Genomic DNA, 20512 nt, shown 5'->3' on the forward strand with positions numbered 1-20512 from the left:
GCTATGTAAAACCCTTAAGCGATTTCATTTTCATTCTTATTAGGTAGTAAGTTATATCTTGATAGAAGATTACGTAAAACATTACGCGATAGACCTAACATTTTTGCAGTCTTGACCTGATTATTCCAGCAACTTGAAAATGCAGTATTTACTATTTTATCTTCAATAATATGCCATGCTTCCCCATCATACTCCTGAAATAAACGCTTTAAGATATTCTCAAACTCTTGAATAAGATCATTATCGGGTAACACGGCGGAACCCGTTTCCTCAGAAAATCTTAAGTGCTCAAGATCAATTGTTTTACCGCCACTCACCAGCAAAGCATAGTGAATATTGTTTTCTAGCTCACGAATGTTGCCTGGCCAGCTATAATTCAGCAGCGCATTTCTTGCTCTATCACTGATATTTGGCTTAGTGGTAATGAGCTTCTGAGAGTATGAACTTAAGAAGAAATCAACAAGAGGTAAAATATCTCCTTTACGTTCACGCAGTGGCAAAATATTAAGCACAACTACATTCAAGCGATAATATAAATCTAGACGAAACTTATTTTCTGCTACAGCTTTACGTAAATCGACATGTGTTCCCGACAAAATACGGACATTAATTGGAATTGGTTTTCGACCACCCACACGTACCACTTCTTTTTCTTGCAATACCCTTAACAGCTTAACTTGTAAGGATAGTGGTAACTCACCCACTTCATCTAAAAATAAAGTGCCCCCATCCGCCGTTTCAAAAATACCAGCTCGAGTTTTGTTTGCACCCGTAAAAGCCCCAGCTTCATAACCAAACAGTTCAGACTCAGCAAGTGTCTCGACTAAAGCACCACAATTGACTGCAAGAAAAGGTTTATTTTTACGATCACTTTTCAAATGAATTTCACGTGCAATTAACTCTTTACCTGTTCCAGATTCACCTTGAATGATGACGCTGGCAGAGCTTGGAGCAATCGTTTCCACTTGATTTAATAATTTACGGGAGTTTTGATCTGAAAAGATAATTGCTTTTGCTCTTATTGGTTTTACAGGAACACCATTATCAGGCAAAGTAATTACTTTATAATCATTATCTAAAAAGGTCTTCATAATTGCCCCATAAAACTTATGATATAAGCATTCTAAAAGGCTATATTACATTTCAGGGTGTTTTTTAATAAATAATAAATAAAGATATTTAATCCAAAATTCACCTATTTTATTCTAAGAATATTTTCTCTTATAAATTAAAAATCAACATAAATCACTTTTTATGCTATGTTGCTTCTCAAACAAAATGTTATCTTTTTGATTAAATCCAAACATTAAAATAATTATAAATTACTACAACATTTGATTTATATAGGTATAAAGCTTGGCATTTATTTTGCTCATTCATTTAAAATCCACAAAATAGGTTTAATAATGAGCATCGAATTTGTTGGTATGGTTTTTCCTAAGCAATGGTCTGAAACCAAAGGAACACGTATTGGTCATAAAATTGACCTCGAATATCTACGTTACCACGCACGGGCACATGAATATGCGGGTTTTGATAAAGTCTTAATTGCTAGCGGGCCAAGCAGTCCGGATAGCGCGCAAATCGCAGCTTATCTGGCACAGCATACTGAGCAACTCGGGTTTATGATTGCCCATCGTCCTGCACTCCTCACTCCAAATCTTGCTGCGCGTTCTTTTGCTACGCTTGACCATACTACGGGTGGTGGAAGAATCCGTTTACATGCAATTACGGGAATTACTGCCGAGCCTCAAGAAGGCGATTATATTATTGATAAAGGTCAGCGCTATGAACGGACGGGTGAATATCTAGATATCATCCAGAAACTTTGGAAAAGCGATCAACCGATTAGCTATGAAGGTAAATACTTTAAGTTAGACAATGCTTTTTGCCCGTTAAAGCCAGTCAACGGTACAATCCCGATTTCATTCGGTGGCTCATCAGACATTGCTTATGATATTGCAGTTCGCCATGCAGATCTCTATTCACTATGGGGTGAACCACTGGTTGGAGTAAAAGAGCAAATTACTAAATTGAAGCTTGCAGCAGAAAAAGCCAATAAACCGCAGCCTCCTGTTAGCTTATCTGTACGTCTTATTATTGGCCCAACCGAAGAACTTGCTTGGCAACGAGCAGAACAGATTCTTTCAGACATTCAAAATAATCCGACTTTTCAAAATAACGGAACATTATCAGGACATAAAGTCAAAGGCATCGGTTCACAGCGCTTATTGGCAGCAGCCCAGCAAGGTAATCGACATGACCGCGCATTATGGATGCCAACCGCAACTGCTGTAGGGGCTTATGGTGATACGACTGCCCTAGTTGGTACGCCAGACACTATTATTGCCTCATTACTCGATTATGTGGATTTAGGGGTGACGACTTTTTTAAATCGGGGCTACGATCCGATCTATGATACTGTCGATTATGGTCGTTATATCATCCCCGCTGTACGTGAAGAGGCAGCCAAAAGATTAAAACAAATCGCTTAAACATTTAAAACATAAAGCCGCTCATTCAGTATCTTTGAAGAGCGGCTTTTTTTAATAAAGATTTTCTTCAGTGAGAAAATCTTTAGCCCATCTTTTATTGCAAGTCAGGTTTACAAACAGCCTGAATTTTCTCTCCTGCAATCACTTTTTTAGCAAACGGAATTGAATCTTTTAATGAGGCATTAACAGTTTCGCTATGCCCTAAGCCATGATACAAATGACCTTCGACCACTGTACCTGCTTTACAAGCATCTGCCACCAGCTTCATTTGAGAACGAGCATCTGGTGTTCGGTCATTTGCCCCTGTTCCAATAAACAATGGATGACTGATTTTTAATGTAGGGTAATAACCATAATTATTTGACTGTTTCTCTTGCAGCTTTTTATAGCTTGCCGGCGGATTGGATTTATATGCTTGCGCTGGCGAAAGCCCTGCGGTCTGAATATCTCCCATAAAACTTGTTAAGCAGGCATTTCTTGCTTGTTCAACTAAAGGAGCTGCTTCAGGCGTGAAAATATCTTCTGTTTTAATTTCTGGATATAAACTTTGTGTCACTAAGAAACTATAGATGCCATAAGCGAGTGATGGGCTGACTTCGTAAGGATTTAACTTTAACTGATTTTTTTCAGGCGTCGCTTCAGGATCTTGATAAATCACACCTGTACCAATTGAACCTTTAATATTTAAGTCAGGTGCATACGTTGCCGAGTAGGAAGAAGCCGCAACAGCACCAGCGCCTCCTTGAGATTGACCAACAATCACAAACTTATTTGCAAGGGGTAACTTGGTTTTTAAAGCAGCTCTACCACTATCTAAAATACTATAAGCCAGCATTGGGTTATTAATTAACAAGTGCGGTCCTGCAACACCTAAACCTTCGTAATCTGTAGCAACGACCGCAAATCCTTCTTTAAGCCAACGGTTTAAATATTGTACGTCTCGGTATGATCGCCCACTCCAAGACGGCGCACAAGCGTCGGCTAAACCGACCGTACCATGTGCCCATAACACCACTGGCCAACCCTCTTTAGGAGGCGTTCCTTTTGGTAAGTGAATACTTCCTGAAACCACAATAGGTGTTTTGCTATCTTTACCACTGGTAGAACTGTAGAGAATCCGAATAGCCTGACTGTCATTTGCCAAACGAATATAGGGATTATGAATAGCCTCTGTTTTTAATAATTTTCCAGCTTGATTTGGAATAGCTGATTTCCATGTGTAAAACTCGGAAACTCGGCCATCTCCATATTTATCTTCAGGTGCTGGAGCTTGTTGAGCATTTGCTAAACAACTTGAAGTTAACATCGTTGTGATTAAAGAAAATTTGCATAACGTTGATAAAAAAGTATGTTGCATTGTCATTTACCTTAAAATTTGTTTCATCATTTTTGATTTAAAATTCGTAACTTACGCGGCCATATAAATATGTTCCAAATGCTCCTTCAGGCGCATTAAAACTATATTTGACGATGTTGCCGACCGAAGAATCTTTCGCTTGATCAGGATGGCTATTAAATAAATTGATCGCGCCTAAATTGAATTTCAGACCTTTCACAAATGCATCCGCTTTGTAGCCAATATCCAAATCTGCAATCCACTGTGGGTCAAAGGTTTGGTCTAGTGCAGTATTGGTGTTATTTAAAGTGGTCCATTTATCGTAACGGCGGATTGCTGTATTCACGCTCCACGCTTGATTTGACCAAAGTGCGCCAAGCGTTAGCTTTGTCTTTGGTGCAGCGGACTCAATGAGGCTTTGTGTATTTCGTCCTGCAATGCTTGAAACAGGAATTCGCTCACCTTTTGCGGTAATAGAATCTCTTGTTTCCGTAATTTCATTCTTGTTATATGCCAGACCTAGATTCAGATTTAACTTGCCATATTGTTCAAGGTTTAAATCATGTTTAAGCGCGAGCTCTACGCCTTGGGTACGTGTATCTAATAAATTATTGAAGAACGCCACATTGGCAATGTTTGAATACGGTGTATTGGCAAAAGCATTGGTAATTACGCTTCCAGTAATATTGTCTGAAAGCAAAATACGATTTTTAATATCGATTTGATAAAGGTCCAAAGTTGCCGATGTATTGGCAAGAGGCTTCCAAACAAAACCTAAAGAATAATTCGTCGATTTCTCAGGTTTAAGAGAAGTTCCACCAATCAGTAAAGCGGCCTCACTCCCTGCAACTAAAGTTCTTTGTTGCACATCTTGCCAACCTGAAGGGGTCTGTACTGTTTGTACGCTATAAGCCGAATAGCCCTGCTGTGCCAATGACGGTGCTCTATAGCCTGTATTTACTGAACCACGTACCGTAAATTTAGGTGATACATCATATTTAGCAAATAATTTTCCGTTTGTAGTCGAACCAAAGTCTGAATATTTTTCACTTCGAACAGCGGCACCCACATTCAAGTTTTTAATAATATCTGCTTCTAAATCTAGATAGACACCATAAACATCGCGACTAATTTTTCGTTCATCTTGGTCTGTAATTCCAGCATATATCCCCGGAACTCCAACTCCTAAAGTTGTGCTTGGATTGAAATATGGGCCTCGGGTATAGGCAATTGGATCACCAGCATTTTGCTTATATTGCTCCCAGCGATATAAGACCCCTGTAGATAATGTGAGTGGGCTTGCTAACCAGTCAATTGCAATATCACGGCTATAGTCTAGCCCTGTATTTAATTGCGCAAAGATATTTTCACCCAAGTCATAATTTGAAGGAGAATTTGAGCCGTAACTTGGGTTAATACCGTTACCTTGTTCTGTACTCACTTTATTTTGTCCATAGGTCGCATAAAGATCATATTTACCTGACTTCTGCTCTCCTTTTTTAACTCCAACTGTTGTTGCAAAATCATCTACAGTGACTAAGCTTAATGGCGAACGTCCATCTGGATAACGTTCTTTAAAATAGCTGGATTGATTCAGTACTGTTTTGGTTGTTGGGGGCTCATAAAAGTTTTCCCCTATCGTTTTACGGTGTCCATAGCTACTAAAACCATAAAGTGCAACGTCATCCGTCAAAGGTAAATCTAAATTCGCCGTTACATTGATTTGATCTTTTTGTTCTGGTGAGCCAAATTTCCATGTTCTATAGGGTGTATTTTGTTCTGTATATTGAGCATTGGTTGAACCATCATAAAAAGTTCGTTTATCTGGGGCCGTGTTACTTGCAGCTTCACGTTTGCCTAAATCTAATGCAACCGTCAACGCACCATCATTAGGGAGCGCAAAACCTTTCCAAAGATTAACTTTATGCTGTTCACCATCTCCTTGAGTATAGCCACCAGTTTGATAGCTCACTCCACCGCCATGATCACGTGATTTCAAAATGATATTAACGACGCCGGCAATGGCATCCGACCCATACTGTGCAGCAGCACCATCCCGTAAGATTTCTATACGCTCAATCGCGCTCACTGGAATTAAACTTAGGTCAGTTACTGCCGCGCCTCTTCCACCTGCATAGGCTTGGCGGGTGAAATATGCTGATGTATGTCGACGTTTTCCATTAATTAAAATTAGAGTTTGATCCGCAGATAATCCTCTGAGTGCAATACTTGGCGGAACCGAGGCTCCAAACCCACCCGCAGGAGAACTCGGTAAAGTCACCGAAGGAGACAACCGTGTTAATGCTGCTGCAAGATCAGTTGCACCAGTCTCTTGTAAATCTTTGGCAGTTAAAATATCAACGGGTGCAGGTGTATCGAGAGAACTACTAATGGCTCGTCTAGAACCCGTGACAACTACAGATTGTAATGTGATGACATCCTCTTTCTCTGACAAATTCTTTTGGTCGTTTGCCAAAGCAATTGAAGCAGTAAGTGCACTCAGTGCAAAAAGTGAGGAGTGAATAATAAATTGAGAAAAATATGTACGCATATGAGCTTCCTTAACGATCTAGACCGATATAGCAAAGCAAATGCCAATAATTAAATTATTTATTATCAATAATTTAATTAATTAAAATAAAAGAATCATTGTTTAAATTTAAACAATGATTCAAAAAAATGTTTATAAAACTACAGTTTTCAATTTCGAAGATGTTTAGACCAGTTGATTTTGAAGATACGACTGATATAACTGAAAATATGCTGTTTCTTGCTGTATTAACTGTTCATGTGAACCTTGCTCTACAACATGACCATTTTCGATCACCACAATTTTATCAGCTTCTCGAATGGTACTCAGCCGATGTGCAATAACAATACATGTTCGATTCTGGCATAAGCGTCTGAGTGCATATTGTATTTTTTGCTCGGTATAGATATCGATTGCAGAAGTAGCTTCATCTAAGATTAATATTTTAGGATTTGCCAAATATGCACGAACCAAACAAACCAGCTGTCTTTGCCCATGACTTAGGTTTTTACCGAGGGTTCCTACTTCAGTGAAATACCCTTGTGGAAGTTGTTGCAAAATCTCATCTGCCCCCAAATCTTCAATTGCCGCTATAAGCACCTGATCTGAAACATTAGGTTGAACTAGACGTAAGTTATCTAAAATCGTTCCACTAAATAAAACATTATCTTGTAAAACAATACTCACATGCTGCCTTAAACTGGCAAGATGAATATTTTGGATGGGGTAACGATCTAGAAAAATTCCGCCCTGTTGAGGTTCATAAAACCGCGTTAACAATTGAACAATCGTACTTTTCCCATGTCCTGTTGGCCCTACAATCGCAATTACTTTCCCTGCTTCAATCTCTAAATTAAAATTTTGTAAAACGGGCTTATGGGTATAGGCAAAATGTACCCCTTGAAATCGAATATGACCATTCAACTGTTCAAGCTTCACAGCATTTGGTTGTTCTTGAATGCTAGATTGCGTATCTAAAAGTAAAAATATACGTTGTGCACATGCTGCCCCATTTGCATAGCGTTCAAATAAATCGGTAAGTTCCTGTAAGGGAGCTAAGAATAAAAAAACATAGAAAATACTTTCAGCGAACTGACCAATACTAATTATTCCACCACTATAGGCATAACTACCAATCACAATAAATCCGGCAGTGGCTACAGTCGAAAGTAGTCCTGTAAAGGGTGCAAACCAACTGGTCCGTTTACTGCCATAAATAATAGAGCTATTAAAATCTTTTAATAAATCCTGATAACGGGATTGATTTGTTTCGGTGTAATTTAACTGCTGGATGATTTTTGTGCCATTTACAGTTTCAACCAAATGGGCAGTAAATCGACTGCGTTCTTCGGCAACTCGTCCCCAATGTTTTTGCGATGACTTTTTAAAAAAGGTTGTCATCCCAAATAAGATTGGTAAAGTTGCAAATAAGCACCAGAAAAATGGTGGATAAATATGCCAAAGAAGAACAGAAGCCAGACCACAACGCAAAATTGCCGAAAGTAACTCTGGTGGTCCTTGTATTAAAACAGGCTCTAAAGTATCAACATCACGATCGGCCCGTGAAATAATTCTGCCAGCTTTAGTACGGTCAAAATAGCCAATGTTTAAACTTTGAATATGCTGGAACAAAGTACGTCTTAAACCATTAATAACTTTCAAAGCTGCTCGGCCTGAAAGATATTTTGATACGCCCGCTAAAGCAAAACGACAAATCCAACTCAACGTTAAAATGCTAATCGCAATGAATAAAACAGGCTGATGCAGCACCATTTTCCCAGCAATTTGCTGAAAGCCTGAATCTAAAATGTATTTAACGGCCCACGGTCGAACAAAGATACTTAATACTTGCAAAATTTCTACTGCAATCAAAGCAAGCAGCAAGTAACGGATGGGATAAATTAAAGGAATAAGTTTCGTCAACATCCCTCTATGAATTGAGGTCTTTGCCAAATTTTCTTCGATTTGTAGATCGGCTGATTTTGCGAACAGACGGAAATTTTTAACACTTGTATTCATGCTTCAAGCTCCTGTTGTGGCAACTCAAAACCCATCAACTCTCGATAGAATGAACAACTTTGTACCAATTCATTATGTGTTCCCTGAGCAATAATTTGCCCTTGATCTAGAACAATAATTCGGTCAGATAAAGCAATCGTGGTTTGTTTATTCGAGTTGATAATAATGGTTTTCTTAAAATGATTTCCCATATCAGAAAGCACTGATAGTCGTTGTAAAACCTGTTTTTCTGTGGTCGAATCCAAAGCACTGGTTGAGTCATCTAAGGCTAAAATTGGCGAGTTTTTTAAGATAGAACGAGCCAAAGCAATCCGCTGTTTTTGTCCTCCAGATAAAGTAACGCCTTTATCTCCAATCAAAGTGTTTAATCCATCATCAAGCCGTTGTAATAGTTCTGATGCGGAAGCTAAATGTAAAGCGTCTCGCATCTCTTGCTCAGTTGCATCTTGCTTAGCAATTCTTAAGTTATCTGCCAATGTGCCACTGAAAAAGAAATTTTCTTGGGGAATAATCTGAACCAAATGGCGTAATTCAAATAGGCTTAAATCTTTGATATTGATCCATCCCTGTTGCTCAGAACCAATCAGGACTTGCCCTTCTGTTGGGTCAATAAACCGATTGAGTAAATTCATTAAAGTCGTTTTACCTGAGCCAGTTTTACCTACGACAGTGACGATTTCACCTGCACGAAATTCAACATGACACTGCTTTAAAATAAACTTTTGTGTTGTTTTATCCTGAAAGCTTGCATTTTCTAATCTAATATTTATCCCATCATGCCATTGCAACGGCAAAGGGTGTGGTTGATCTTCAATTGCAGACTTTTCATCAAGCATTTGCCATATTCTTGTTGCTGAAGAGCGAGCATCAGCAAAAATTTGTAAGACCTGACCAATGCTTTCAATACGAAATACCAATAAATTTGCCATGAGTATCGCAGCTACAAATTGCCCCACCTGCAACTCGTTTTGGCCAATTAAATAAGCACCAAAGCCAATCACCCATAAATAAGAACACGCAATAATCACTTGAGGAATAGGCAAGCGTTTTGCACTTGTGCTTATGGTTTGAATAGAGTGATGAATAAATAGATCTACGGCATGATTAAAACGCTGTAAAAGCTTCTCTTCGAGTTGAAAAGCTTTGACGACCCGAATCCCATTCACGCTTTCTGCTAAGGTATCGCTGACTTTTTCGTAGGCAGATGCGACTTGATGATCCAGCACCACCAATTGATTGGTCAGTTTAAATAACACCCAAAGACCTAGAAAAATAAATAATAAAGGGACTACTCCAAGCCAAGGATGATACCAACACAAGAGTCCAACAGTTACCGACACAACAAGACTTGATTCAAACACTTGCCGCCAAAAATTAATAAGAGCTTCTTTTAATTTATCTGAATCACGTGTTGTTCGAGATAGCACCTCTCCTAACCCATGTTTCCAGTGCCATGAAACATCTAAATGCTGCACTTGGCTAAAAATTCTTTCTCTTAAAATACTTAGTAATTGCTGACCAATGGTTAAAGCACTTAACCCTGCCAAATACTGAATAACACCCCTAATGCAAGCAATACTCGCAAGTAGAATGAACCAAAACCAAGGGTTTAAAGGATCAGTGATAGCATGCTGAAATAAGGTTTCTCGCTCACTGTGTTTTAAGGTATCAATCGCATGTCCGATTGAATATTGTTGGAAGGCTAACCCTATATTTGCAATCACAAATAAGGTCGCCGTCAATAAGAAGCGAAATGGCATAAAACGGTATAAAGCCAAACTTCGTAATAATGGATAATTATTAAACATAAAAGATAGTAAAAATTTAAGATTCCGTTTTATTGCGAGATTCATGCCAAATTAATGATCTCTAAAAATATTTTAAATTATTGTTTTATATTAATTTTATAGCTTGCTATTTATGGGAGGTGTTGATTTTAAAACACTAGCGTAAATGATTTGCTGTAATCGCAACAAAATTTGATATATCAACATCATAAAAAACGATATCAAAAATAATCATTAAATATCAATAAATTACTGAGTGGCATCAATTTTGCTTTAAAGCATAAAAACCACAAAAGGATGTCACGATGACAACACTTCAAACTCAACCATTAAACACACTTTGGTATACGCGCTGCCCTGTACCAACAGGCCTAGGTATTTCAATTCAAAAAGGTTGGCTCAAAGAAAAGTTTAATGAGCAGCAGATTGAAATAAAATCAATTCGAGAATCAAATTCCAAAGATATTCGTAACTCTCATTTTAACCATACTCTTGCCAACTCAGTTCGACATGGCGGGAGTATTCCTGCAATCTGGGCATATTCATCTGGTCAAAAAACTAAAGTGATTGGCTTATCTTGGGCTGATGAAGTTCAATTGTTGTTAACACGCTATGATTCAAACATCAAAACTGTTGCCGACCTAAAAGGCAAACGTTTTGGAATTCCACTGAATCAAGATGCAATTATTGATTTCTCGCGTGCACAGGCTATTCGGGGGGTAGAAAATTCCTTAAAAACAGTAAATCTGGAGGTGAGCGATCTTGAATTAGTCGATTGTTTACGAGCAGATATTTTAACCGCACAGCAACAACAGCCCACAGAAAATGATTCTAGTTTTTATGGTAATCGCAATAAAATCAATGCAAGCGCAGAGATCGTGGCATTAATTAAAGGTGATGTCGATGCCATTTTTCTAAAAGGTGCTCACGCTGCGCAAATTGCTCATGATTTTGCACTTCATACCATTATTGATATTGGCTCACATCCAGACCCTCTTCTACGCTCCAATAATGGCACACCAAGAACACTCACTGTCGATGAAGATTTTCTAACGCACTATCCAGAGCAAGCACAATCGATTGTCGATGCTGTTTTACAAGCAGAACAATGGGCACATGCACACGCCGATGAAACCCATCGTTATCTAGCAAAAGAATGTAATACTAGTGAGCAATGGGTTCATGCAGCTTATGGGGAAAATGCTCATCTAAAACTGAACACCAACTTTGATGAGACTTCTATTATTGCTTTACAAGACTTGAGTGACTTTCTCTATCGCTGGAACTTTATTCCTGCACAAATTAATGTTAGTGAATGGCTGGCACAAGAGATTTCTATTCAAGCTCAAGTGGCTTAACAATACAAAAAACAAAAAGGTTGTCTTGATGACAACCTTTTTTATTTTCAGCATCCAAATTCAAGTAACTATAAACTCTCGTAGTAGTTGGCATGGGTAATATTAATCTCTTTAATAACAATTATTTTAACGGAGTCTTATCGAGTTTTATCCAATTTTAGGATTAGCTTTCAGCTGGAGTTACTTTGGTTTCGCCCAAAGTAACCAAAGGCATTGTCATCTGCAAAACCTGTTCTTTTCTTGGATTTATTAAAACCTATCGTAGAAACAGTCTCTTGTTTACACCGTGCAGGTTGCAGATGACGTTTCCGAGTATCATATTTACTTTCGAACTCGGATTATTTATTAAATTTAGTCACATTCTCCGCCTGCTTCTTTAAAAGCACAGAATTATATTCACCAGGTGGAATATTATTTAAATAATAATTTCCAACATGATATAGCCTCCAGCGAATTGGATCGTGAGTGGTATGGGTTCGTGCATTACGCCAGAAACGATCTAGGTTCCATTTTGATAAGGTTGAACTTGCCCCGAGTAATCCAAAAATTTCACTCGAAATTTTTAAAGATGCATGATCAGACTGACTACGGGTAGCAGCAACCGATAAAATCAGTTCGGTTTGTAGGTCTTCATCTTCTACATTTGCCAAATGCTGTTCAAAAATCTGTGCCGAACGATCCAACAATGCTTCAGCTGAACGGACCAAAACAGCAAACTCACCAATTTGTTTAATGATATGAGATTCATGTGTAGGTGAATCGACGCCACTTTCCACCCAAGGACGAGCATGATGTTGTAAATAATCAATCCCGCCTTGTAACGCACCTTTGGCAATTCCTGTGTCCATTGCAGCGTGTAAAATTTGAGGCCAAGTGAGACCCGTACGTAAAACCGTGCCTAAACCACCTGTATTTCGCTTGGCAACATAACGTTCATCAACAACCACATCTTTAAAATTAACAGTGCCACTGACGCTATTATTTTGTCCCATCGCATCCCAGTCATCGAGCAACTCTACTCCCTGTGTATCTCGATGAATTAAAATTGAGACTGGTCCATCATCACTACCAGCAAATAAAGAAATCCATTCTGCGAGTAAAGAGCCTGTAGAGTAAAACTTACTGCCGTTTAAAATTAATTGTCCTTCTGAATTTCGTTCTACGCGTGTTTTATGCTGAAACTTATCTTTGCCTCCCACTTCTGCAAGTGCATTGCCTAAACGTTTTCCACTTAATACGTCACCGAGTAATTGATCACGGATTTCATCGTCATAGCCCGTTAAAATTCCTCGAAACATGGTGAAGTGAATTTGTAATAACTGCCCTACACCACCATCGGCGGATGAAATAATTTTCACCACATTGACCAACGTTGAAATATTGGCGCCTAAGCCCCCAAATTGCTTGGGTACAATAATCGCAGTTAAACCAGCTTCTGAAATTAAGCGAGCCTGATCATAAGGCACCGTTTTGTTATAACTCGGGTCTTGAGCAAATTGATTCAGTTGACCTGCCACCTCTTTTGCAATCTCAAGTGCTTCTTGCTCACTTTGAATATGTCTTACGCTACCTAATTCTAAAAAATTACGTTGGTTAATATCGTTCATTTTTAACTCCGGAAAATCTGTTCTTTTTATGCGCTAACTTCAAGTACGTTGTTTTTAAACAAGCTTGGCGCATGTGTAAGCAAAGTTTTGGTATATATATGTTGAGGATGACTAAGCACTTGGTCTGTTTCACCGTATTCAACAATATGTCCATTTTTTAATACGGCGACCCGATCGGCGATTGCACGAACAACCCCTAGGTTATGGGTCACAAATAGTAAGGTCACACCTTGCTGCTGAAGGTCTTGTAGTAATTTCAAGATGGATGCCTGAACGGAAACATCTAAAGCAGATGTAATCTCATCACAAATCAAAACATCAGGTTGGCACAGCAAAGCTCGTGCGATAGCCACACGTTGTCGTTCTCCACCCGATAAATCTCTAGGATAGAGTTCCTGAACTTGTAAAGGCAAAGAGACTTGTTTAAGTACCTGTGTGACTTTTTCTATGGCTTCTTGTCGAGATGCTGCAAAGAAATGCTGCACAACCTTAACTAATGTCTGACCAATCGTATGTGCTGGATTCAAGGCCTTATAAGGGTTTTGAAAGATATATTGCAGTTTATGTCGCTGCTGCAAATGACGCTGTTGCCCGCGCAATGACAAGATCTCGTTGGCTAATGTAATTTGGCCATCTGCATTTTCATTCAACCCAGCAATAACACGGGATAGCGTGGTTTTACCTGACCCCGACTCGCCGACCAATGCTAAACATTCACCTTTTTTGAGTTGAAATGAGATATCAAAAAGTGCCTGTTGCTGCCCATACCAAGCATTAATATGTTCAACTTTTAACAATGCTTCTGTATCAGTTTCTTGTTCAAGAACCTGATGATCAAGCTCTTTAAAATTAATCACACCAACATGATCCGAATGGTGACAAGCAACAAAATGCGGGTCAAACTCATCTTTTAATTGAGTTAATTCAGGTTGTTTTTGACGGCATATGTCTGTGGCGAAAGTACAACGTACTGCAAAAGCACATCCCACTGGACGTTCATTTGGTGAAGGAGCATGACCTTCAATTGGAGATAAATATTTACGAATGGCCACATCGGGAATGGCGTTAAGTAAACCTTGCGTATAAGGGTGTTTAGGGGTTTCAAATAGTTGGGTTAATACTGCATCTTCAGCAATTCGCCCTGAATATAAAACAATCACCCGATCTGCAATATCTTTCACCACCGTTAAATCATGCGATACATAAATAGCGGCAACGTTATATTCCCGACATAATTTACGAATGATATTTAGCACCAAGGTCTGTGTCGTTACATCTAATGCGGTGGTTGGCTCATCCAAAACAATTAAACGTGGCTGTAGCAAGAATGCCAAGGCCAATAAAATTCGTTGTTGTTGACCACCAGAAAGCTGATGAGGATAACGCTTTAGAAAAACATTATCATGTGGCAAACCCACTTCACCTAAAATTTTGGCAACTTTCTGGTATTTTTCAGCGCTTGATAACTGGGCCTGATGGACTTCTAATAATTCAAATAAATGTTGCCCAATACTTAATGCTGGGTTAAGCGCTGTTCCAGGATCTTGGGCAACATGACTAATTTTATGGCCACGAACCTGACGTAAAGCATGATCATCAAGACTGAGAATATTTTGATCATCTAACTCAATTATACCCTGAATAATTTTGGCACCATGCCGTGCATAGCCCAATAAGGCGCTCGATAATGTCGTTTTACCCGAACCACTCTCTCCGACCAGCCCTAGAACTTCACCTTCTCGTAAGCTAAATGAAATATTAGAAACGATGTGATTGCCGGTGTTTACCAATGCCACGGTTAAGTCTGTTACGGTCAATACTGTATTTTTAAATGTATTTGCCATGTTTATTTTTCCTCAATCCGAGCTGCTGCACGTCCAACACCCTCAGCCAATACATTCGTTCCGAGCGCAAACAAAGCAATTAAAATGACAGGAGCAAACACAGCCCACGGTTGAACCAATAAACCCGCACGGTTCTCATTAATCATGAGTCCCCAGTCTGCTGCTGGAGGTGCCACACCATAACCAAGAAAAGCCAAACCCGATAACATACCCACTGCCCAAGTCAGCATCACCCCCAGATGAATTAATAACGGCGTCAACATATTGGGTAAAATTTCACGAAATAAAATATAGGTTTTTGAGTAACCAAGAATTTTGGCGGCTTCGATATATTCTTGTTCCACTAAATTAAGTGCAACGCTTCGTGCAAGACGTATAACTCCGGGAATAAAAGCAATTGAAACCGTTAAAACAATCAGCCAAGGTTGCCGCCCTAACATCGAAACAATAAGTAAGACTAAAATGAGATCTGGAAAGGCCATAAACACATCAGTCAGCCAAGTCACAAACTGATCAATCTTGTTTCGGGCAAAAGCAGCGAATATGCCTAAACTAGAACCAATAATTAATGCAACTAAACTAGCAGCCAGTGTCATCCAAATAATAGAAGCACCTCCAGCAAGTACACGAGACCAAACATCATGACCAATATAGTCATAACCTAAAAATGATTTTCCTTCTGGTGGTCCATAAGTCATACCGACCAATGCAGTGGGCTCAAATGGAACAAATAACGGTCCAACCAGTGCAAAAATCAAAACCAAAGCAGTGACTACAAATCCAAAACGTACTTGTCTTTCACGAATTAATGTTTGAAAAAAATTTCTTTGGTACCAATGAAGTGAGCTCATTTGCCACCTCCTTGCTGAATATTCTTTAAAGCATTGCGACGGTCGACAGGTTTTACTGTAATTGGTCGACCTGACTTCCATAAACGTAACGCCTGACGTCGGCCTGGCGAACGTGCTTTATGTCTTTTTGCAGTTCGTATTTTTGGTGTGAGTAAAGTCGTGATTAAATCTGCAATTAAATTAACGACTACCACACAAATGGTGAGCAATAAAACTATCGCTTGAATAGTCGGGATATCCCTCATTTCAATTGCTGCATTAAGTGCATTACCAATACCGGGATAACTGAAAACCACCTCAATAATTAAAGCACCACTTAGTAAAACTCGGATGGTCAATGCTGTTCCCTGCACCACTGGCACCAATGCATTTGGTAAAACATGTTTCCAGATAATCCGTCGCTCAGGAATACCACGCAGCCGTGCAGAGGTCACATATTCCGACTCTAGTGCATCAATCATAGAACCACGCACTAAACGCATCAGATATGGAATGAGTGATAAAGCTAAAGTTAAAATTGGTAAAATTAAAAACTCTAATTGGCTATAAGGCGACTCATTGGGAATCAGCAACGATGCTGCTGGTAATATGTGTAAAACTGATGTTGAAAAAAACATCATTAACCAAATCGCAATCACAAACCCCGGTACTGCTTTAAACAGAATCGAACTGGAAACAATAATCCGATCTAACTTGCTGTCACGGCGGAGCGATAGCCACACACCCAGCACGACTGAAAGCGGTACAGTAATGACAATAACGAGGCTCGTGAGTGCAACTGTATTACCAAAATAATTCTGAATAATTTGTAAAACAGGCACATTGGAGTCAATCGAGCGCCCAAAATCACCTTGTAACAATTGACTTAACCAATGCCAGTATTGAACCAATATCGGATCATTCAAGCCCAATTGTTCACGAAGTATTTGAACCGTGGCTTCAGGTGCTTCTGGACCTAAAATGACGCGAGCCGGATCCGATGGAAGTGCCTGTGTAGCAATAAACACAATGAGGCTAATAACAAAAACAACCAATGCCCCTGATACCAAACGTGTCAAAAACCAAGGTAACCACGCAGGCAATTCAAATGGCTTAGTAATTGTCGGATGTTGGATTGATGCCTCTATTTTGCTGGATTGAATTGTCATATCGGTTACCCTCTACGCCAGAATTCATCAGTACGCCATGCAGCAAAGCCTGTGCGATCAGGCGTTACACCACCAATTTGGCTCGAATGTGCATCGAGTACATTATTAAAGCCCCAAATGAGTAAACCGCCTTGCTCATGCTGAATATGCTGTGCTTCATGAACAAGAACTTTTCGCTTTTCCAAATCAGGTTGTTGCAATGCCGCATGCACCAGTTCTGTAAAGCGCTCATTCTTAAAACGAGTTTTATTATTTGCCGCACCCGGCCCATCAATTTGCAAGACTGTTAATAAGAAAGGACGTGAAACGTTCGAGCCTGTACTAAATGCCCAATCTTGTTTTACTGCATCCGCAAAAGTAGCAGCTTCAACCTGTTTAACATTAACGATGACTCCAGCCTGAGCAGCATGCTGAGCAAAAACCAATGCCGCATTGCTATCTGGGCCTGTATATAAATCGATAGTTAAATTGTTATTAAAACCAGCTTCTTTGAGTAAAGCTTTAGCTTTATTTAAATCTTGCTTACGCTGAGCAATGCTATGGTCATATACGGGATCACTAAATGAATAAAGGTCATTTGCAACTCGCCCTTGACCAGCCAAAGCGCGTTTCACCAAATCGTCTCTATTGGCAATTAGTCGAAAAGCTTGTCGCACTCGTAGGTCATTGAACGGTGCTTTAGACGTATTCATATCAAATGATTGCCAAGCATCTGTTTCAGATGAAACTAGATTTAGTCGTTTATTGGCTTGAATTAAAGCAATATGCTCCGCACTTACACCAGACGCAATATCAATTTGGCCTGATTGCAAGGCAGCAAGACGCCCCGTCTGATCTTTAAAATCAATGATTTCTATTGCATCGGCGTAAGGCTGGTTTTCTTTCCAGTAGTTTTCAAAACGAACAAAGCGTGAACGCTGACCCGGTGTAAAACTTTCAAGCTTAAAGGGTCCAGCCCCCACGACATTTTTAACTGGGTCATAATCTGTAGGAACGATGCCCCCCCAACTCATCCATGCTTCTGGTAAAGCAACCAATCCCTTTCCTTGAGAAAAAGGAATTTCAACGGTGTATTCATCGCGCTTTTTAATTGCATCTCTTTGCAAAGAATAAAGATAGGCTGCAAATGGTGAGGCAAGTTTGGGGTCGGTTAACCGCCGTAAAGAAAAAATAACATCATCAGCAGTAATGGTTTTACCGTGGTGAAATTCGAGGCCTTTTTTTAGGCGAATGGTCCATTTAGTTCCGTCATTATTGGGTTCAGCAAATTCAGCAAGAGCGAGTTTTGGCTGAATATCTCTGCCCCATTCCCATAATTTTGCATACAAAGGCCAACCTCTGAACGCACTGGACATACCAATAGGTTTATGTGCATCTAAATTGCCAGCTTGATTACCATTGATTACCCCAATTTTGATAACGCCACCTTTTTTCGGCGTATCATTTTGGGCTATACCAGCAGTAGCACTCTCAGACGATGAGTCTGGTTTAGAGCACCCGATAAGGCTGATTGCAGCAAAAGCACCCACACCTAATCCAGTCTGTTTAATCAGTTCTCTACGTGTAATTTTATTCATGCCTTCTCCCTTAAACCACGACTTCTTGATTCAAAAAGGGAATCAATGGATGAATTTTTATTGAGCTTAGGTAACTCAAAGCCATGATCGAGTTCCAATAATGGGAACAATAAATCTGCTACCCGATAGGCTTCCCCAATTAAAGGGAAACCAGACAAGATAAAGGCTGATACGCCATAGCTTTCATATTCTTTAATTCGTTTGGCAATATTTTCAGCACTACCGACCAAGGCTGTCCCCGCGGCTGGGTTTAAAATATCGAAACCAAATAAAGATGGCCCAGTCCAAACATTAGGATAAATTTCAAAATCTTTAGCTTGAGGTAAAATACCTCGACGTAATTGTTCTAAATTTTTTTGAATAGATGGATTTTTACTTTGATAACTCTCAAAAGTTTCATTTGGAGGAAGCTGTCGTTTAACAGCTTCGATTGCATAATTTACATCAATCTTGTCAAGTAACGACTGAGCATATTGCCAAGCCTCTTCTTCTGTTTCCCGCATAATAATTTGCAATCGAGTGCCAAATTCTAAAGTTCGGCCAATTTTTGCAGCCTCAGCCGCAACCTTGCTAAACTTTTCTCCAAGTAATGGCGGCGTATTCGCAAAACTTAAATACACATCTAACAATTCAACAGAGTGCTGAATGCCTTTCGCTGAAGTTCCAGCTCCCCACAAAGGAACACCCTGTTCTTGAGTGGGGCCACGCCATTTTGACATAGGAGATCCACCTTCTAGACGTGGAGCAATTTGAACAAATTCGCCCTCAAATCCAGACCGATCACCTAAATAGTTTTGCTGAAATGCACTCCAATATTCTTTGCTAAAGTCATAACGTTCATCATGAGTATAGTGAATACCTAAAGCTGCTAAACCCTTATCATTTCCATTGACGACATTAAATAGCAAACGCCCTTTAGAAAATGCGTCAAAAGTTTGAGCATATTTTGCCAAAACTGCTGGCTGGACTTCTCCGGGATGTTGGGCAACCAGAAACTTTAAACGTTCAGTAAATGGAATTAAACTTGCAGCAACAGCAAGTGTTTCATACTCACTTGTACCCATGAGTGAACCGAAAAAACCAAGTCGATCTGCGGTAATCGCAATCTGTTGCAAGTGTTCATAATCGGTATCCCACCGCCCAGATTCCAACCAAGGATATGGCCCATCTGGAGACGTGAGATACCATAAAAGTTTTACAGCCATAATATTCTCGATCTTTATTTTTTAAATCTTTATCTAATTGAGGGGGAGCAATCCAAGAGATTTTGCTTTTTCAGTCAAACCGCTCATTTTCCATTGCTGATGTAAAACCCCTTGCCCGTATTCTCGGCTACCGCCTACTAACTCTGCGAGAAGCTGAATTTGAGCCCCTTCTTCTAGCAACAAGATAAATTCAGCTGTTTCCTGTAGACCTTGACGACCCCATACGGTTGCACCACCGTTGGCTTCTAAGATGGCCCGATACTCAATATCAATTTTGAGTTGATCTAAAATGAAATCGACTTCTGCCTGACGGCGGTCAATGTAAATCGGCAACTCTTTAAATAAATGGAAACGCTGCACAGGCACATAACGAATCGGTAAAGTACGATGGGTTTGAGCCCAAGCACCTAAATTCGGCGCGTGTACATGAGATATTGTGGTGACATCTGCATGTTCTTTAAAAAGCTTGTTATAGCGTCCACCTGCACTTTTTCTCCCCAATAAAACTTCACCATCAATTGTCTCCACAAGCACTTTGCTTTTTTTATCTTTAGACCACGGCCCTGCATAGTTAAAAGTGACTAAGGTATTTTCAGGCCCACGTTCTACAAAATTAACCGTTCCATTTGCTGTGATTGTTCCTGTTTCACGGAACACTTCAAAAGCAAATTCAGCTTTTTCTCGGTTCAATTCGATAAAGTCATTGAGTTCACGAGACAATGGCGTTTGAGTAAGTGTTGTCATGATCAAATCCT

At 39.6% G+C, this 20512-nt stretch carries 13 protein-coding genes and 1 pseudogene; 2 read left to right on the plus strand and 12 right to left on the minus strand.

What is annotated here, in order from left to right:
* Nucleotides 1–14: 14 nt before the first annotated feature.
* Nucleotides 15–1091, minus strand: coding sequence for a sigma-54 interaction domain-containing protein (locus HL290_RS05025; RefSeq protein ID WP_017390729.1), 1077 nt, complete (start codon nt 1089–1091; stop codon nt 15–17).
* A 315-nt stretch (nt 1092–1406) separates the two neighbouring features.
* Here HL290_RS05025 and HL290_RS05030 point away from each other — a divergent pair, with 315 nt between their 5' ends.
* On the plus strand, nt 1407–2495 hold the full coding sequence (locus HL290_RS05030) for an LLM class flavin-dependent oxidoreductase (protein ID WP_198495788.1): 1089 nt from the start codon (nt 1407–1409) through the stop codon (nt 2493–2495).
* 94 nt (nt 2496–2589) lie between these two features.
* Here the strand turns inward: HL290_RS05030 and HL290_RS05035 are convergent, their stop codons facing one another.
* The 4 genes from HL290_RS05035 to HL290_RS05055 form a co-directional block, all read right to left on the minus strand.
* Nucleotides 2590–3852 carry a lipase family protein gene (locus HL290_RS05035; protein WP_413784441.1) on the minus strand — a complete coding sequence of 421 codons (1263 nt, stop codon included), beginning with the start codon at nt 3850–3852 and terminating at the stop codon, nt 2590–2592.
* Between the two features lie 37 nt (nt 3853–3889).
* Complete coding sequence (locus HL290_RS05040) at nt 3890–6382, minus strand: TonB-dependent receptor plug domain-containing protein (protein ID WP_198495789.1); 2493 nt, start codon at nt 6380–6382, stop codon at nt 3890–3892.
* Between the two features lie 165 nt (nt 6383–6547).
* A complete protein-coding gene (locus HL290_RS05050) occupies nt 6548–8380 on the minus strand; it encodes an ABC transporter ATP-binding protein (protein ID WP_198495790.1) in 1833 nt (610 codons plus the stop codon).
* Entirely contained in the window at nt 8377–10188 is a 1812-nt protein-coding gene (locus tag HL290_RS05055) for an ABC transporter ATP-binding protein (RefSeq protein WP_198495791.1), read from the minus strand. Before HL290_RS05055 ends, HL290_RS05050 begins: the two co-directional genes overlap by 4 nt.
* A 284-nt stretch (nt 10189–10472) precedes the next feature.
* On the opposite strand from HL290_RS05055, the gene HL290_RS05060 reads away from it, so the two are divergent.
* Entirely contained in the window at nt 10473–11525 is a 1053-nt protein-coding gene (locus HL290_RS05060; protein ID WP_198495792.1) for an ABC transporter substrate-binding protein, read from the plus strand.
* Nucleotides 11526–11863: 338 nt separating this feature from the next.
* On the opposite strand, the gene HL290_RS05065 is transcribed toward HL290_RS05060, so the two are convergent.
* The 7 genes and pseudogenes from HL290_RS05065 to HL290_RS05095 all read right to left on the minus strand — a co-directional run bounded on the left by HL290_RS05065 (nt 11864) and on the right by HL290_RS05095 (nt 20501).
* Nucleotides 11864–13132: an acyl-CoA dehydrogenase family protein gene (locus HL290_RS05065; protein WP_198495793.1), complete on the minus strand. Its 1269-nt coding sequence runs from the start codon at nt 13130–13132 to the stop codon at nt 11864–11866.
* Between the two features lie 26 nt (nt 13133–13158).
* Complete coding sequence (locus HL290_RS05070) at nt 13159–14976, minus strand: ABC transporter ATP-binding protein (RefSeq protein WP_198495794.1); 1818 nt, start codon at nt 14974–14976, stop codon at nt 13159–13161.
* 2 nt (nt 14977–14978) lie between these two features.
* Nucleotides 14979–15827 (minus strand): ABC transporter permease, encoded by an 849-nt coding sequence (locus HL290_RS05075; RefSeq protein WP_198495795.1) that lies wholly within the window; start codon nt 15825–15827, stop codon nt 14979–14981.
* On the minus strand, nt 15824–16975 hold the full coding sequence (locus HL290_RS05080) for an ABC transporter permease (protein ID WP_198495796.1): 1152 nt from the start codon (nt 16973–16975) through the stop codon (nt 15824–15826). The genes HL290_RS05075 and HL290_RS05080 overlap by 4 nt, the downstream gene beginning before the upstream one ends.
* A 5-nt stretch (nt 16976–16980) precedes the next feature.
* Nucleotides 16981–18552 carry an ABC transporter substrate-binding protein gene (locus HL290_RS05085; RefSeq protein WP_198495797.1) on the minus strand — a complete coding sequence of 524 codons (1572 nt, stop codon included), beginning with the start codon at nt 18550–18552 and terminating at the stop codon, nt 16981–16983.
* Between the two features lie 10 nt (nt 18553–18562).
* Nucleotides 18563–19757 (minus strand): annotated as a pseudogene (locus HL290_RS05090) (LLM class flavin-dependent oxidoreductase).
* A 33-nt stretch (nt 19758–19790) separates the two neighbouring features.
* A complete protein-coding gene (locus HL290_RS05095) occupies nt 19791–20501 on the minus strand; it encodes a class II aldolase/adducin family protein (RefSeq protein ID WP_045432357.1) in 711 nt (236 codons plus the stop codon).
* Nucleotides 20502–20512 lie beyond the last annotated feature (11 nt).

Source organism: Acinetobacter sp. AC1-2 (assembly GCF_016124155.1).
Lineage (GTDB): Bacteria > Pseudomonadota > Gammaproteobacteria > Pseudomonadales > Moraxellaceae > Acinetobacter > Acinetobacter calcoaceticus.

Bases quoted from the DNA above. Each gene is read 5' to 3' on its own strand.
- HL290_RS05070 (WP_198495794.1), bottom strand. From the start codon at position 14,976: ATGGCAAATACATTTAAAAATACAGTATTGACCGTAACAGACTTAACC.
- HL290_RS05035 (WP_413784441.1), bottom strand. From the start codon at position 3,852: ATGCAACATACTTTTTTATCAACGTTATGCAAATTTTCTTTAATCACA.
- HL290_RS05040 (WP_198495789.1), bottom strand. From the start codon at position 6,382: ATGCGTACATATTTTTCTCAATTTATTATTCACTCCTCACTTTTTGCA.
- HL290_RS05075 (WP_198495795.1), bottom strand. From the start codon at position 15,827: ATGAGCTCACTTCATTGGTACCAAAGAAATTTTTTTCAAACATTAATT.
- HL290_RS05030 (WP_198495788.1), top strand. From the start codon at position 1,407: ATGAGCATCGAATTTGTTGGTATGGTTTTTCCTAAGCAATGGTCTGAA.
- HL290_RS05065 (WP_198495793.1), bottom strand. From the start codon at position 13,132: ATGAACGATATTAACCAACGTAATTTTTTAGAATTAGGTAGCGTAAGA.
- HL290_RS05085 (WP_198495797.1), bottom strand. From the start codon at position 18,552: ATGAATAAAATTACACGTAGAGAACTGATTAAACAGACTGGATTAGGT.
- HL290_RS05055 (WP_198495791.1), bottom strand. From the start codon at position 10,188: ATGTTTAATAATTATCCATTATTACGAAGTTTGGCTTTATACCGTTTT.
- HL290_RS05025 (WP_017390729.1), bottom strand. From the start codon at position 1,091: ATGAAGACCTTTTTAGATAATGATTATAAAGTAATTACTTTGCCTGAT.
- HL290_RS05095 (WP_045432357.1), bottom strand. From the start codon at position 20,501: ATGACAACACTTACTCAAACGCCATTGTCTCGTGAACTCAATGACTTT.
- HL290_RS05080 (WP_198495796.1), bottom strand. From the start codon at position 16,975: ATGACAATTCAATCCAGCAAAATAGAGGCATCAATCCAACATCCGACA.
- HL290_RS05060 (WP_198495792.1), top strand. From the start codon at position 10,473: ATGACAACACTTCAAACTCAACCATTAAACACACTTTGGTATACGCGC.
- HL290_RS05050 (WP_198495790.1), bottom strand. From the start codon at position 8,380: ATGAATACAAGTGTTAAAAATTTCCGTCTGTTCGCAAAATCAGCCGAT.